The sequence below is a fragment of the Salirhabdus euzebyi genome, assembly GCF_014207435.1.
Lineage (GTDB): Bacteria > Bacillota > Bacilli > Bacillales > Alkalibacillaceae > Salirhabdus > Salirhabdus euzebyi.
The window spans coordinates 141,854-155,835 of record NZ_JACHGH010000006.1; the positions used below are offsets into that span (position 1 = coordinate 141,854).

At 35.9% G+C, this 13,982-nt stretch carries 13 protein-coding genes and 1 pseudogene; 8 read left to right on the plus strand and 6 right to left on the minus strand.

Going from position 1 to position 13,982, the window contains the following annotated elements; all coding sequences use genetic code 11:
* Positions 1-214 precede the first annotated feature (214 nt).
* The gene (locus tag HNQ94_RS11505) at positions 215-1,690 is read right to left on the minus strand and encodes a methyl-accepting chemotaxis protein (RefSeq protein WP_174496570.1); all 1,476 of its coding nucleotides are present in this window, start codon (positions 1,688-1,690) and stop codon (positions 215-217) included.
* 199 nt (positions 1,691-1,889) lie between these two features.
* Here HNQ94_RS11505 and HNQ94_RS11510 point away from each other — a divergent pair, with 199 nt between their 5' ends.
* Positions 1,890-2,177 carry a YwdI family protein gene (locus HNQ94_RS11510; protein WP_174496569.1) on the plus strand — a complete coding sequence of 96 codons (288 nt, stop codon included), beginning with the start codon at positions 1,890-1,892 and terminating at the stop codon, positions 2,175-2,177.
* Positions 2,178-2,199: 22 nt separating this feature from the next.
* On the plus strand, positions 2,200-2,568 hold the full coding sequence (locus HNQ94_RS11515; RefSeq protein ID WP_174496568.1) for a DUF423 domain-containing protein: 369 nt from the start codon (positions 2,200-2,202) through the stop codon (positions 2,566-2,568).
* 7 nt (positions 2,569-2,575) lie between these two features.
* Here the strand turns inward: HNQ94_RS11515 and HNQ94_RS11520 are convergent, their stop codons facing one another.
* The 3 genes from HNQ94_RS11520 to hemQ form a co-directional block, all read right to left on the minus strand.
* Positions 2,576-2,821, minus strand: coding sequence for a hypothetical protein (locus tag HNQ94_RS11520; protein ID WP_174496567.1), 246 nt, complete (start codon positions 2,819-2,821; stop codon positions 2,576-2,578).
* Positions 2,822-2,928: 107 nt separating this feature from the next.
* Positions 2,929-3,435: a spore coat protein GerQ gene (gerQ, locus tag HNQ94_RS19650; RefSeq protein WP_246200009.1), complete on the minus strand. Its 507-nt coding sequence runs from the start codon at positions 3,433-3,435 to the stop codon at positions 2,929-2,931.
* Between the two features lie 525 nt (positions 3,436-3,960).
* The gene (gene hemQ / locus HNQ94_RS11530) at positions 3,961-4,707 is read right to left on the minus strand and encodes a hydrogen peroxide-dependent heme synthase (protein ID WP_174496566.1); all 747 of its coding nucleotides are present in this window, start codon (positions 4,705-4,707) and stop codon (positions 3,961-3,963) included.
* Between the two features lie 333 nt (positions 4,708-5,040).
* Between hemQ and pta the strand changes: the two genes are divergently transcribed.
* Complete coding sequence (pta, locus tag HNQ94_RS11535; RefSeq protein ID WP_174496565.1) at positions 5,041-6,012, plus strand: phosphate acetyltransferase; 972 nt, start codon at positions 5,041-5,043, stop codon at positions 6,010-6,012.
* 59 nt (positions 6,013-6,071) lie between these two features.
* Here the strand turns inward: pta and HNQ94_RS11540 are convergent, their stop codons facing one another.
* Entirely contained in the window at positions 6,072-6,902 is an 831-nt protein-coding gene (locus HNQ94_RS11540; RefSeq protein WP_174496564.1) for a lipoate--protein ligase family protein, read from the minus strand.
* 183 nt (positions 6,903-7,085) lie between these two features.
* On the opposite strand from HNQ94_RS11540, the pseudogene HNQ94_RS11545 reads away from it, so the two are divergent.
* The 5 genes and pseudogenes from HNQ94_RS11545 to HNQ94_RS11565 all read left to right on the plus strand — a co-directional run bounded on the left by HNQ94_RS11545 (position 7,086) and on the right by HNQ94_RS11565 (position 13,580).
* A pseudogene (locus HNQ94_RS11545) lies at positions 7,086-7,314 on the plus strand (YuzB family protein).
* Between the two features lie 106 nt (positions 7,315-7,420).
* Positions 7,421-8,716, plus strand: coding sequence for an HD domain-containing protein (locus tag HNQ94_RS11550; RefSeq protein ID WP_174496563.1), 1,296 nt, complete (start codon positions 7,421-7,423; stop codon positions 8,714-8,716).
* Between the two features lie 12 nt (positions 8,717-8,728).
* Entirely contained in the window at positions 8,729-9,229 is a 501-nt protein-coding gene (locus tag HNQ94_RS11555; RefSeq protein WP_174496562.1) for a YwgA family protein, read from the plus strand.
* A 176-nt stretch (positions 9,230-9,405) separates the two neighbouring features.
* A complete protein-coding gene (locus tag HNQ94_RS11560) occupies positions 9,406-11,448 on the plus strand; it encodes an ABC transporter permease subunit (protein ID WP_174496561.1) in 2,043 nt (680 codons plus the stop codon).
* A gap of 140 nt (positions 11,449-11,588) precedes the next feature.
* On the plus strand, positions 11,589-13,580 hold the full coding sequence (locus HNQ94_RS11565) for an ABC transporter permease subunit (RefSeq protein ID WP_174496560.1): 1,992 nt from the start codon (positions 11,589-11,591) through the stop codon (positions 13,578-13,580).
* Positions 13,581-13,625: 45 nt separating this feature from the next.
* Here HNQ94_RS11565 and thmT read toward each other — a convergent pair whose 3' ends face one another.
* A complete protein-coding gene (thmT, locus tag HNQ94_RS11570; RefSeq protein WP_174496559.1) occupies positions 13,626-13,811 on the minus strand; it encodes a 2-hydroxymuconate tautomerase in 186 nt (61 codons plus the stop codon).
* Positions 13,812-13,982 lie beyond the last annotated feature (171 nt).

Genomic DNA, 13,982 nt, shown 5'->3' on the forward strand with positions numbered 1-13,982 from the left:
ATGCCTGCCTTAGGCTGAGCAAGGCGCTTACGCTTTTGTACTTTAATAGGCTGTTTTAACAAAATTTCTAGTAATTGAAAAACAAACGGCAAAATCTTATTTCTATCTTTTGTGTTAAAAGCACTTCGGGATGGGACCTATACATTTATCGCGAAAAACCTCAGCCTATTTACATGCTGAGGTTCTCACTTTTTATATAGTAGAAAAATAGTAACTACTGACCTTGCTTTTTTGTAGCTAATGCTTGTAGAGCACCGTTTGTTTTTTGAATTTCTTCATTCAAACGTTGATTTTGAGTGGATTGGTTTTGAACAGTAGCCGTTACTTCTTCGAGTGAAGCTGTAGACTGTTCAAGAACTGCTGCAAAATCGTTAATTGCATTTTCAATCGATTCCGTGTCTTCACCTAGTTGCTCTGCTACCTGTTCGAACGATTTCACCTCGGAAGACAATGTTTGGATAGAACGATCTATTTCAAAGAATATGGCTGTAGTTTCTTCTGTTACAGTCATATTGTCTTCCATTTTTGATGCGATTTCGGCCATTTGCTTTTCGGTTTGAGTGTTATATTCATTTACTTCATTTAAATTTCTGGAAATTTCTTTTGCCGTTTTTTCTGTCGTCTCAGCAAGCTTTCGAATTTCATCTGCAACTACTGCAAACCCACGTCCGTGTTCTCCGGCTCTTGCTGCTTCGATTGACGCATTTAATGCTAATAAATTCGTCTGCTCTGTAATTTCCTGGATAGAATGAATAAATGCCATGGAATCATCAACATTTTTACTTAGTCGCTTAAAGTCATCTGCCATATGGTATAAGGCGCTTCTAAATGATTCAATGTTTTGCTTCATTTTTTCTGACTGTTCTCTACCTTTTACTGCATTTGTCGTTGAAATTTCTGTTTGGTCTGTAATCGTATCTACTCGTAGCAGCATTTGCTTCATCAAGTCATTCATACTTTCAATAGATTGACGAATATCTGTAATCGATTCAGACTGACTTTGGGTTCCAGAAGCAACTTCTTGTACAGCTGCGTTCATTTCTTCATATGAAATTTGGTTATCATTTGATTGTTTTTCAATATTAACCATACTTGACCGAATAACAGTTGTTTGTTCTTCAATATGCTCTCGCTGCTTTTGCTCTTGATAAAAGTTTTTCTCAATATTATCTTGTAGCTCATACACTTGTTTCGTATTGCGTTCAGATAGAACTTGCTGAAGGATTAATACGATAATAACCAAAGCTTGAACTAAAAGAGCATTTACTAAATTTATTTCTAATTCTGGAAAAGTAAAATTAAACGTTAGGAGTAAACCAACACTTGAGATAATACCTGTAATTAAGACCCCTCTTTCCAAATAGAGAGCCGCACATACTAAAATGTAATAAAATAGGGCTATGTTTTGTAAGGAAGGACTTAGAAATAAAATGGCACTTATAACCGCTGATAATCCAATAACTCCTATGTACGGAAGAAGAGAAGTAAGTTTATTGAAATAATGTAAGAGTCCAAAAACAATACAGACAGATCCCCCACCAATTATAATGGTTAGAATAATTTGTAATGGCTGTTGAATCATGATATCAACAATAGTAGCCAGTACGGTAGAAATAAAAACCATCATGAGCATGATTTTGTTTTTCTTTCGTAGGTTTAGTAGTTGAATTTCTTGTTGCTTTGCATTCATTTTGCTTTGCCCCCTGTATTTTGTTATGTAGCTTTTCCTGTCTTATCTTATATCGGATATGAAATCGTTTTCTAAATAAAGATAGTGCTAAAATTCGACATTTATTTCAGTCGTTGAAAGTAACCGTTTATACAAAGCATGAGATGAGGGAATCTGATATAATTGGGTAGGAAAATTTTGATGTTAAGGAGGCAATGAAATGCCTATCTCAGACAATAAGGTTTTAACGAAAATGATGGAAGAAATGCATAAAGCACAGCAAGTTCAGCATGATCCAAGCAAAATGAAGGAGCACATAAGAGCAATTAAACTGCTAACGGAATTAATGTTAGATAATGAATCAACGACAAATGAAGATGTTGTCTTGAAAAAAATGTCTCAGCAACAAATGCTTGAAAAGAAAGGTTCTTATGAACGAAATGATCATCACGAGAAACCTAGTATTGAGCATGATGGTGCAAATGGTGATTCTATTTTTGATTTTTAGAGAAATATAGGGGGAATTAACAATGAAGATAATTTTACTTATTGCTGCTATTAATGGCTTTTTATCAGTTGCACTTGGGGCTTTTGGTGCACACGGTTTAGAGGGGAAACTATCTGAAAAGATGCTGAAAACGTGGGAAAAAGCAGTTCAATATCAAATGTTTCATACGATGGCATTATTTATTGCTGCCGTGTTATCGCTAAAATTAACCAACGTATCATTTAATGGTGCAAGCTGGTTCTTCGTAGCTGGTATTATTTTGTTTTCGGGTAGCTTGTACATATACTCAACTACCGGTATTAAAACATTTGCTATGATTACGCCAATAGGTGGGCTTGCCTTTTTAATAGGTTGGATATTATTGGGATACGGAATCGTTAAATATTTTTAAACCCAATTTAGAAGAAGAAGAAAGTAGCTAGTACTAAAATGAAGAATGCGCGAAGAATTTGCTGAAGAAAATATGTCTTTTCTCCACGTATGTGATAGGCTAGCCCTTCAAAGGCAAAGCTAAATGCTAATGCATAAAAAGCTAGTAAGTATAAAAAAGCATGACTTTGAGTAATTGCTAATATACCGAAAACTAAACTAGCAATAAACGAAATATGATGAAAACGGAAAAACTTTTCAGACTGATGTCTCATCGTTTTTCTTCCTTTCACGAAATATAGGAACATGAACATTATTTTATAGAAAAAAGGAGTATCCAATTTTGAAAGGATACTCCTTTTAATCATTTGGAGTTTATTGTTTATGCAAATGGATACTCATATTGTAATTCTTCGTCAAATGTTACATAGTCAAGGTAAATCATGAGTAGCAAGTAACGTTTACCAGTTTGTGGATCACTAATAACGATATGATCACGCCCTGCTGCCTCTAAAATTCCTTTAAATACTTTGGCATTCCACTGCGTATTATTCTCGAAAGTCATGTAAACTGTTGCTTTTTTACCTCTGTTTAGACGTAAGATATTTTCAATATACGATTCCTCTTGGAATGGCTGCGCCCCTGCTACTGGAAACATTCCTCCATAACCTGGAATTGGTCCACCTGATACAGCCGGTGGTGCCATACCCGTAGGAGGTGCTCCATAAGGTGTTCCGTAGGGTGCTCCTACATTATACCCCTGTGGATAAACCGGTTGTTGCTGAGGATAAGGTGCTTGTTGATATGGTCCTTGTGGATAAGCAAAATATGGATTCTCACCTGTTTCAAAGGATGGTACCCCATAAACATTCTCGTTGTTGTTACTCATAATGACGGACTCCTTTCTAAAATACGTTTAATCATGCTGTCTGAGTCGAGCAAAAAAGCAATGAGATTATCTTACTTGTATGCTACTGTCTAAATAAGGGCAGCTTTCATCAAGTATAAAACCCAATAGAAATCAGTGAGGGATGACACCGTTGTCGTTAAGTACTTTTCGTGTAAGATCGGAATTCGTGAAAGTTACATCTATCATTCGATCTACACAAACTTTCCCTATCCTCCCTAATTCCCACTACTTTTTGCTACAGTCCTCATAAGCTTTTTCCTAGCTGAAAAAACGGGATAACCGCTAAACAATATACCCCACTTCATGAAAGCCTCACGTCAGTTTATGATAAAAATTGGGTGAATGTTCCAAAAGTGAGGAATATTCTCTTTAAATATATATGCTGGGTTGCGCTTAATATGAAAAAATAAATAAAACGATGATTAAAAAAATGAATGAATGATTGATGAACCTCTTTAACATAAAAAACCCTTTTACGACAATTGCGTAAAAGGGTTGGATTTATTAGTTTACATGTAGCCATTGAGGAACTTGATCGATAGTCATACGTTGGCCAATATAGAAAGATCCGAACTCGGCGTATCGTGCACTAACTTCATCAAACCTCATTTCATACACAAGTTTTTTGAACTGAAGAACATCATGAGCATACAAAGTAACGCCCCATTCCCAGTCATCAAAACCGATAGAACCAGTAATAATCTGACGTACTTTTCCAGCATATTTTCTGCCAGTCATACCGTGAGTATACATTAATTTTCCTCTGTCTTCTTTAGATAAGCTATACCAGTTATCATTTCCAACACGACGCTTGTCCATTGGATAGAAGCAAATATGATCCCACTTAGGTAAAATAGGTTTTAATCTAGCTTGAATGTCAGGGTCTGTTTCAGGATCTTTTCCTTTTGCCATATATGTAGATAACTCTACAACAGAAACGTAAGAATAAGCAGGTGTTGTAAATTCAGCTAGCTTCGTTTTGTTGAACTCTGTTTCGATTTCATTAAGCTCTTCCATTGTTGGACGTAAATGCATAAGAAGTAAATCTGCCTTTTGACCAACGATTGAGTATAATCCAAAACTTCCATTTCTCTCCTGCTCAACAGCTTCCCACTTACCATTTAACTTATTTAATTCAGATAGTGCTGCTTCTCTTTCCTCTGAAGTTGTTGCTTTCCATGCACTCCAATTGATTGTACGGAAATCGTGAAGACAATACCAACCATCTAATGTTTCTACTGCTTCAGCCATAATAATCGCTCCTTTATTACATGAAATTATTTTAAGTTCAAAATGTTGATTATTTTCGCGTAGGACATTAACTATTTTTAAAAGGTTAATGATCCATAAATGTATTATCGTTTTTTACTATAACATAAATGTATTCTTTATTTGAAAGCATACTATTTATAATATCGACAATTTTGTTGCGAAAATGTTTTGACGTGCAAATTTGGATTAGAGCTATTTTGTATGGGGAATAGTAAAAAGAAATGACATCAAAATGTAAGAGTTTTATTCATTTCATTATTACAGTATGTGCTTTAATATATGTAACAGATTATTTTTTAGGAGGTTATTAAAATGACTGATTTATTTGAAAAGATAAAAGAAAATTTACATAGTGAACAAAAACGCATTGTGTTTCCAGAGGCGTTAGATGTGCGCATTATTGAAGCTGCAAGTCGCTTATCGAATGAAGAGCTAGTTACACCTGTACTAATTGGTGATGAGGATGAAATAAAACAGAAAGCTTCTCGGTTAGATGTAAATGTAAACAAATGTGTAATTTTAGACCCGGAAAATTACGAAAAAATAGATGAAATGGTTAATGCCTTTGTGGAACGACGAAAAGGAAAAGCGACGGAAGAAGATGCAAGAGAATTACTTAAAGACGGAAATTACTTTGGCACGATGCTCGTTTACATGAAGGAAGCAGACGGTCTTGTCAGTGGAGCGATTCATTCTACAGCAGATACAGTTCGCCCGGCACTTCAAATCATTAAAACAAAAGAGGGTATTAAAAAAACTTCTGGTGTCTTTATCATGGTAAGGGGTGAAGAAAAGTATGTTTTTGCAGATTGTGCCATTAACATAGCCCCAACAAGTGAAGACTTAGCAGAAATTGCTGTGGAAAGCGCAGAAACAGCAAAGTTATTTGACATTGAACCAAGGGTTGCCATGCTAAGCTTTTCGACTAAAGGGTCGGCGCAATCTGAGGAGACGGAAAAAGTTGCACAAGCGATACCGTTGGCGAAACAAAAAAATAACGATTTAGTTATTGATGGTGAATTCCAATTTGATGCAGCGTTTGTCCCATCTGTCGCTGTTAAAAAAGCTCCCGATTCACCAATCCAAGGCAATGCAAATACGTTTATTTTCCCAAGTTTAGAGGCAGGAAATATCGGTTATAAAATTGCGCAAAGGCTAGGTCAATTTGACGCGGTAGGGCCAATCTTACAAGGGCTTAACAAACCTGTTAATGACTTATCTAGAGGTTGTAGTACAGAGGATGTGTATAAATTAGCTCTTATCACAGCCGCTCAGTCCATGTAACCTATCAAAAAGGTATCGGGGTCACGTGAAGAGTGACCCCGATACCTTTTTTTGATTCCTTATAAAAACCGTTCATTGCGTTGTTTCATTTGTTCTAAACGCTTTTCAAACCATTCGAATTCTTCCTCAATGAAAGGCTCTGTCATTATTTCTCCTGCTAACTCTTGTAGTGTAAATAAAACTCTATTTCTTACTTCGCTAACAGTAATAGTCGTACCGAATAACTCTTGTAACGATGCCATGGATTGAGGCGTAATTTGAGGATAAGAAAAACTCGCACTGTCCCCTTGTAAGCCTCTTTCATAAAACGCTTTTACTAAAGCTGCTCGCTCAGATCCACTACCTTCTACGCAAATATATATTTGGACCGCCGTACCGTTCTTTACTCGCCGTTGAGATATACCTGCAAACTTCATCCCATCTATACTTAAATCATAATCACCAGGACAATAAGAACCCTTTACCTCAAATGCTTCTATTTTTTTATCTTCTTTTTTAAACAATTGTTGAACGAGGGAAACCATTGCTTCATATCCATCGTGAATATCTATCTTCTTCCCGTGCGGAAAAATAAGGGAAAGGTTAAGTATTCCTTCATCTAGTACAACCGCTAGTCCGCCAGAATTACGAATGATCACATCATAGTCGTGCTGTTCTAGGTAATCCGTTCCTGCTTTTAAATGGGGTAATCGTCCATCTGGAATGCCTAATACGACCGTTTTATCGTGCACCCAAACTCTAGCTGTAGGTGGAGAAATGGCTTCTCCAACAGATATGCATAAAGCATCGTCCATCGCGAACGACTGCATTGCGGAAACGTGTGGATAATAATTTGTATGATCAATAAAACGAACTTTACTAAAGGTTAATAGGGAGTGGTTCTCCTTCATCATCTGTGCTCCTTTTAATGCCTAGAAGTTATACTCTATTATACCAAAATAAGCTACTTGCAAGAAAAACACTTTCTCGATAAAATACTTTTAGTAAAGTGAGACTAACGATAGTGAGGTATTTTAATCCCCTAAGTTTGTTTATGTGTAACAACCCGTTACACGCTGGAGGAGGAAGGCTAAATGGGAAACGTATTTCGGATATGTGACGAATGTCGTACGCCTAATGCAAAAACACTTACACAAAAACGGAAACAAATAGACCCAGATGCTGAAATAGAAGTTGGTTGTCAATCTTATTGCGGACCGGGGTTAAAAAGACATTTGCATTTGTGAATAATCGTCCTTGTGCTGCTCCAACAGATGAAGAACTAGAAGAAAAATTTTGAAGAGAATGCAAAAGCAGAGATAACAAGGGGAGACGAAAACACCTATACCTGTCAAGGTGTTTTTTTCATTTCCAATTAGTATATAATGGTACAAAGATAACGAAAAAAAGTGTGGAAAGGTCGGGAGAAATGGCATATCGTGACGAACAATTAAATGAAGAAAAAGTATTCAAAGACCCTGTTCACCGTTATGTTCATGTTCGTGATAAAGTAATCTGGGATTTGATCGGAACCCCAGAATTCCAAAGGTTAAGAAGAATTAAACAGCTTGGGACGTCCTTTTTTACTTTTCACGGAGCGGAGCATAGTCGATTCAATCATTCGTTAGGTGTTTATGAAATAATTAGAAGAATAGTCGAAAACTTTCGTGGCCATGCAGATTGGAATGATGAGGAACGTCTATTATGTTTAAGTGCTGCATTGTTGCATGATTTAGGACATGGACCATTCTCTCATTCTTTTGAAAAAGTGTTCAATTTAGACCATGAAGATTACACGCGTGACATTATTTTAGGTGATACAGCAGTCAATCGAATACTGCAGCGTGTTGGGGATGACTTTCCACAAAAAGTAGCAGACGTTATTGGAAAAACTTACGCCAATAAGCTCGTTATTAGTTTAATTTCAAGCCAAATAGATGCAGATCGAATGGATTATTTACAACGTGACGCTTATTTTACAGGTGTTAGTTATGGGCATTTTGATATGGAGCGGATATTGCGGGTAATGAGGCCTTTAGATGATCAAGTGGTTATAAAAGCGAGTGGAATGCACGCTGTTGAAGATTACATTATGAGTAGGTATCAGATGTATTGGCAAGTGTATTTTCATCCAGTAACAAGAAGCTCAGAAGTAATTTTATCCAAAATACTACATAGAGCTATGCATCTATATAAAGGAGATTATCAGTTTACCCTCGAGCCTCATCATTTCGTTTCATTTTTTGATGAGAATCCATCGTTAGAAGATTATTTAAAACTAGATGAGTCCGTCGTGATGTATTACTTCCAAATTTGGAAAGACGAAAAAGACCCTATTTTAAGTGATTTATGTAATCGTTTTGTAAACAGGCATTTATTTAAATATATCGAATTCAACCCAAATCATCAGTTTGGGCAGTGGATGGAGCTTCATAAGTTATTTACAGAAGCGGGCATTGATCCAGATTATTATTTAGAAGTAGATTCATCTTCTGACTTACCGTACGATTTTTATCGACCAGGGGAAGATGAGGAACGTCTACCTATTCATTTAATGATGCAAAATGGAGACCTAAAGGAATTGTCTCGTCAGTCTGAGATTGTAGAAGCGATTTCGGGGAAAAAACGGACAGACCACAAACTTTACTACGCTGCTGACTTCATAGAAGGACTTTCAGATGACAGTGAAATTAAGAAAAGAATCTTGGAAATTTTAGAGGGATAGGAGCTGAGCGGAGTGTTAAATGAGCATGCAAAACTTATATCGTTTTTTTCACATTGTAAAGAAGTAGTAGGTAGAAAAAGACTACAAAAAATGATTTACATCTTAAAAAAATGTAATTTTCCTTTTTCGGAACGCTATCAGTTCCATTTCTATGGACCTTATTCAGAAGAATTGACGCTTCGGGTAGAAGAGCTTACGAATTTAGGGTTTTTATCCGAATCAAAGGAAAAAAAGAGTGGGTATTATCAATATCGTTATGGATTAACGGATGAAGGAAAAAAGTTTTTAAATCACTATGACTTTCAATTAGATAACATTGATGGCATCATTGAAAAAATGAATGGGGAGAGCTCTAGATTTTTAGAACTTGTATCTACCATGATGTATTTTGAGGGAATGACAAAAGAAGACGTAGAAGAAAAAGTGTTAACTGTGAAAAGCAAGCAAAACTATACACAAGATGAATTAGAAAAAGCATGGGATTTTATTGGGCAAGTAAAAAGAGCAAACTAACGGATAAGAGGCATTCAAACAATAAGTTTGGCTGTCTCTTTTTTATTGTTGTAATATTATGTTGAAAAAATGACAGAAAATATTTAAAATTAGAACATTCAGATAAAATTAGGCATAATACTACATTACTATAATTTCTATTTTGTTTAGCAAATAGACGTAAAAGGAGTTAGAACATGATTCGAATTATCAAACTACTATTCTATTACATACTAGGTGTTGTCGGGGTTTTATTTATTAGCGTAGCCCCAGCGTTCATTCAACTGGGTGAACTGTTTAATGTGAAACTCTATTTTACCTTACTATTTGCCTTTACCAAGCAGTTCCTAAACCCCGAAGAGTGGGTATACATGTACAAAGAAAAAGCCTACCCCATTTTTGAGTTTCTTTGGGATCCATTCGTGTACTCGATGCAAATATTAGTCTCGGCAATCATTATCGGTTTTTTAGCAGCATTTATTTTGGCCTTTACGGCACACGCACTACCCAAAATAGTATTAGGCTTTATTAAAAGAATATTAGATTTACTGGAAGCAGTTCCTGACTTGTTAGTTGCTTTTGCCTTACAAATGGTTGCGATTTGGTTTTATAAATCGACGGGAATTTTGCCTTTTAACATTGCAGCCTTAGGATCGGACGCAAAAATATTTTTAGCCCCAGTACTAACATTAGCTATTTTGCCTGCTATTTCCCTGTTTAAGATCCTATTATTAATGATTGAGGAAGAACTACTAAAGGATTATACAGAGTTTGCTAGAAGCAAGGGAATCAAACCGAGAAGAATATTGCTTGGCCACGTGTTGAAAAACATTTTACCAAGCGCATTCTATCATTCTAAAATAATTTTATGGGGAATGTTTTCAAGCCTATTTATTATTGAAATTGTCTTTAACATAAAAGGGATCACAACTTTTGCAACATTAGGTTATGATTCTATGATGGTAGCCTTTGCGCTCTTATTTCTTTTCACACCATTTTTCCTTCTCTATAACCTAATTGATTTCTGGATTTCTGCTGAAGAATCCAACGGTATACCTATTGGGAAGAAAAGGAGCTTCCGTCTAAAATGGACAAGCAAGGGCGAAGCAGTAGTCAGAACAGAAAAAATAAAACCATATAAACGGTCTTTTAACCCGTTTAAGTCAATGGGCAGTTTCTTAAAAGGAACAGTCCTTACGCTCTATATCCATTTGAAAAATGTGAAATTTGCTATCGGTTTTACTTTCTTTGCTGTTGTAATAGGTGTGAGTCTTTACTATCATTTTGCACATGACAGTCATGTGGATCAACAAAAGTTCCGTGTTAATGAAATTGGTACCTGGGTGGGCGGTCCACCACACCCCCCTGGAGAACCTTTTTTATTAGGATCTGACCTATTTGGCTTTGATCTATTAGACCAACTAATAGTTGGGGCGAAATATACATTAATTGTCGCGTTCTTAATCGCATTTTTCCGCGTGTTTATTGGATTCTTTTTCGGGATGATTTTCGCTTTCAAAATGAAACCATCCCAGCAAAGATGGCTCGAAAAACTAGTGGATCCTATTCACTTTTTACCATTAAGTGTTATTGCCTATTTACTGTTAAGTCCAGTACTTATGCTAACACCAATGAACCAATATTCATTAAGTGAACGATTAATCTATGAAATATTTATTTTAACGATACTCGTTTTGCCGTTGACGGCTGTTTTAACAGGGAACGAAATGAAACAAGTGTTAAAACAGGAGTTTATTACGAGCACAAAAGTTTTAGGAGGGAATGCTCGACATGTCTTACGACGACATGTTATCCCACACTTAGGGCCAAGAATGACCATTCTTTTTGGACAACAATTTGTGCAAGTGTTATTAGTGTTTGTGCATCTTGGGGTCGTACAACTTTATGTTGGTGGAACGATTCTTACAGGTGGGGGAGGCTTTATGGGGCCAGACCTTCCTGATCGTTCCTATACGAATGAATGGTCCGGCATTATTGGTTCCGCTAGAGAGGCGCTGTATACAGGGAACTACTGGGTCGTGTTATGGGCGTTGTTTGCCTTCATGCTGTCGATTATAGCAATGCAATTTATTATTCAAGGGGTAAAAGAGGTACAGCAAGTAAAAGTTGGTGTAAGTTATAAACGAATCAAGCAGAAGAAAAAGAAGAAAGTGGTTGAAAAAACGGTTTATACACCACAACCAGAAAGCTTCACATTTGCAATGAAGGAAACAGAGTAATAATAGTCATTTACAATGTATCCATCAATTTTTTGGTGGATGCATTTTTAAATGGAAAAATATGTTGAAAAATTGTGTAACAAAATGAAATATTAATACGTCTAATCATTATCTGTAAATATGTATATGGGGGTGTGATGATGCAGTTCACAAGGTTATTGAAAATTGGTGCATACTATGTATTAGGGATTCTAGGTATTATTTGTATAAGTGTTATGCCCCAAGCATTTCAAACGAATGGTTTCTTTAACATTTTTGGTTATTTTTCGGATCTTTTTAAATTCTTATTCGAATTTATAAACCCTAAAAATTGGGTGTTTATGTATAAGGAGCACCCGCAACCAGTCATCGAATTTTTATGGGAGCCGTTTAAGTATTCGATGACCATTATTGTAGGAGCTATACTATTAGGATTCTTCATTGCTGCAATAATGGCTTTTCTAGCAAACTTTCTTCCGAGAATTATGTATAGCTTTTTGAAGAAGATTTTAGATTTCTTAGAATCCATTCCTGAAGTCGTGATTGCTTTACTACTTCAGCTACTCGTTATTTACATATATAAAGCAACCGGAACACGGGTTTTCGGAATTGCTGCTTTAGGTAGTGAACAGAAAATATATTTAGCTCCAATCATTACGTTAGCTATTTTACCGATGATTTCACTGTTTAAAATCCTTCTTCTTATGATTGAAGAGGAAATGCTAAAAGATTATGTGGAATTTGCAAAAAGTAAAGGGTTAAGGGAAAAATCTATTATTCTATTTCACGTAATCAAGAACATTACGCCAAGTGCGTTCTATCATTCGAAAGTAATTGTATGGGCACTCCTATCTAGTCTTTTTATTATTGAATACATTTTCAATATACAAGCACTAACCCACTATATTACATTAGACTTTCAACCGATGACGATTGCCTTTGGACTTATTATGCTATTCACGCCATTTTTTCTGTTTTATCAACTCATCGACTATTGGATTTCAACTGATGAACGAGATGCTTTCGCTATTTCAAAAGAAATAAAAGATAAAAAGGAAAGCAAATGGCTGCGGTATATATGGATTCCGTTCGTTAAAGGTAGCAAAGTGCTTTTTGTGCATATGAAAAATGTGAAATTTGCCATTGGATTCCTGTTTTTGTTTGGATTAACGACATACAGTTTTATCTATTCTATCTTGACTGATAGTAAAATCGATCGAGTGAAGTTTCTATATGATGAGAAGGGATCTATTGCCAGCGGTCCTCCTCATGCTCCGCCAAACCCGATGTTATTGGGCTCAGATGATGTAGGATATAGTATGTTCGATCAAATTATTGTTGGTGCAAAATATACGTTATTCTTTGCATTTTTGATTGCTTTTCTAAGAGTCTTCATCGGCTTTATTGGAGGCATTTATTATGCATTCAAAATGGATCAATCAAGGCAGAAGTGGGTGGAAAAGCTAGTTGATGCTATGCACTTTTTACCGTTAAGTATTATTGCCTATTTGTTACTTCGACCTGTTCTGTGGGGAAATCCTGATGGTACTTGGGAATATTCTCTGTTTGAGAGAATTAGTATTGAAGTATTCCTTCTCACTATTTTAGTTGTACCAATGACAATGGTGTTGACTGGAAATGAAATGAAACAGGTGTTAAAGAGTGAGTTTATTCTAAGTGCAAGAGTATTAGGTGGTAGTCCTCTACATATTTTACGCAGACATGTCTTACCTCATATTGGAGCGAGGATGACCATTTTATTTGGTCAACAATTTATTCAAACCTTACTCATTTTTATCCATTTAGGGATCTTTCAATTATTTTTTGGTGGTACAGTCGTTACGATGGGATGGGACGCGGACCCTCCAAAAACATTTACGTATGAGTGGTCTGGTTTAATTGGAAATACTAGAACGGTTATTTTCACAGGTAACTACTGGATTTTAGGTACTGTTCTTCTTGCCTTTATGCTATCTATCTTTGCTATGCAGCTCATTATCCAAGGAGTAAAAGAGGTGCAACAGGTAAAAGTAGGTGTAACCTTTAGAAAGATGAAGCGAAAAAGAGTGAAGCAAAAGAAGGAACTTTCTCCTTCAGCTTACACGTATACGCAAGAAAGTTTCACACCTATTAAAAAAATGTCAGATGTGTAAGAAAGGAAAGCCCCTTGATGCTTTTTATCATCAAAGGGCTTTCTATTATTGATCGCTAAGTCTTTTACCGGCAACACCGTAGTGGTTTTTCGTCATTTCTTCAATGAATACGACCACTTTTTCCTTTGGAGCACCAGTTGTCTCCGAAACGGCTTCTGTCACTTTCTCCACTAAAGCTTTTTTTTGTTCTTCGGTTCTTCCATCTAACATTTTTACAGTAACGTATGGCATTTTTTTGTCCTCCTATCAATATGTATAGTAAGCTTAATAAGTAAGAGTATACTACGAAAAGAAAGTAGTTAAACAGTAAAAAGTATAGGTACATAAAAATTATTGGCTCAATCCGAATAAATGCTTTCTATTCGTCAATTATGGTAAAATATGAATCAAACTTTAAAGTGC

What these genes read in the sequence shown, in the direction of transcription:
- HNQ94_RS11505 (WP_174496570.1), bottom strand. Translation starts at nt 1,690, where the DNA reads ATGAATGCAAAGCAACAAGAAATTCAACTACTAAACCTACGAAAGAAA.
- HNQ94_RS11510 (WP_174496569.1), top strand. Translation starts at nt 1,890, where the DNA reads ATGCCTATCTCAGACAATAAGGTTTTAACGAAAATGATGGAAGAAATG.
- HNQ94_RS11515 (WP_174496568.1), top strand. Translation starts at nt 2,200, where the DNA reads ATGAAGATAATTTTACTTATTGCTGCTATTAATGGCTTTTTATCAGTT.
- HNQ94_RS11520 (WP_174496567.1), bottom strand. Translation starts at nt 2,821, where the DNA reads ATGAGACATCAGTCTGAAAAGTTTTTCCGTTTTCATCATATTTCGTTT.
- gerQ (WP_246200009.1), bottom strand. Translation starts at nt 3,435, where the DNA reads ATGAGTAACAACAACGAGAATGTTTATGGGGTACCATCCTTTGAAACA.
- hemQ (WP_174496566.1), bottom strand. Translation starts at nt 4,707, where the DNA reads ATGGCTGAAGCAGTAGAAACATTAGATGGTTGGTATTGTCTTCACGAT.
- pta (WP_174496565.1), top strand. Translation starts at nt 5,041, where the DNA reads ATGACTGATTTATTTGAAAAGATAAAAGAAAATTTACATAGTGAACAA.
- HNQ94_RS11540 (WP_174496564.1), bottom strand. Translation starts at nt 6,902, where the DNA reads ATGAAGGAGAACCACTCCCTATTAACCTTTAGTAAAGTTCGTTTTATT.
- HNQ94_RS11550 (WP_174496563.1), top strand. Translation starts at nt 7,421, where the DNA reads ATGGCATATCGTGACGAACAATTAAATGAAGAAAAAGTATTCAAAGAC.
- HNQ94_RS11560 (WP_174496561.1), top strand. Translation starts at nt 9,406, where the DNA reads ATGATTCGAATTATCAAACTACTATTCTATTACATACTAGGTGTTGTC.
- HNQ94_RS11565 (WP_174496560.1), top strand. Translation starts at nt 11,589, where the DNA reads ATGCAGTTCACAAGGTTATTGAAAATTGGTGCATACTATGTATTAGGG.
- thmT (WP_174496559.1), bottom strand. Translation starts at nt 13,811, where the DNA reads ATGCCATACGTTACTGTAAAAATGTTAGATGGAAGAACCGAAGAACAA.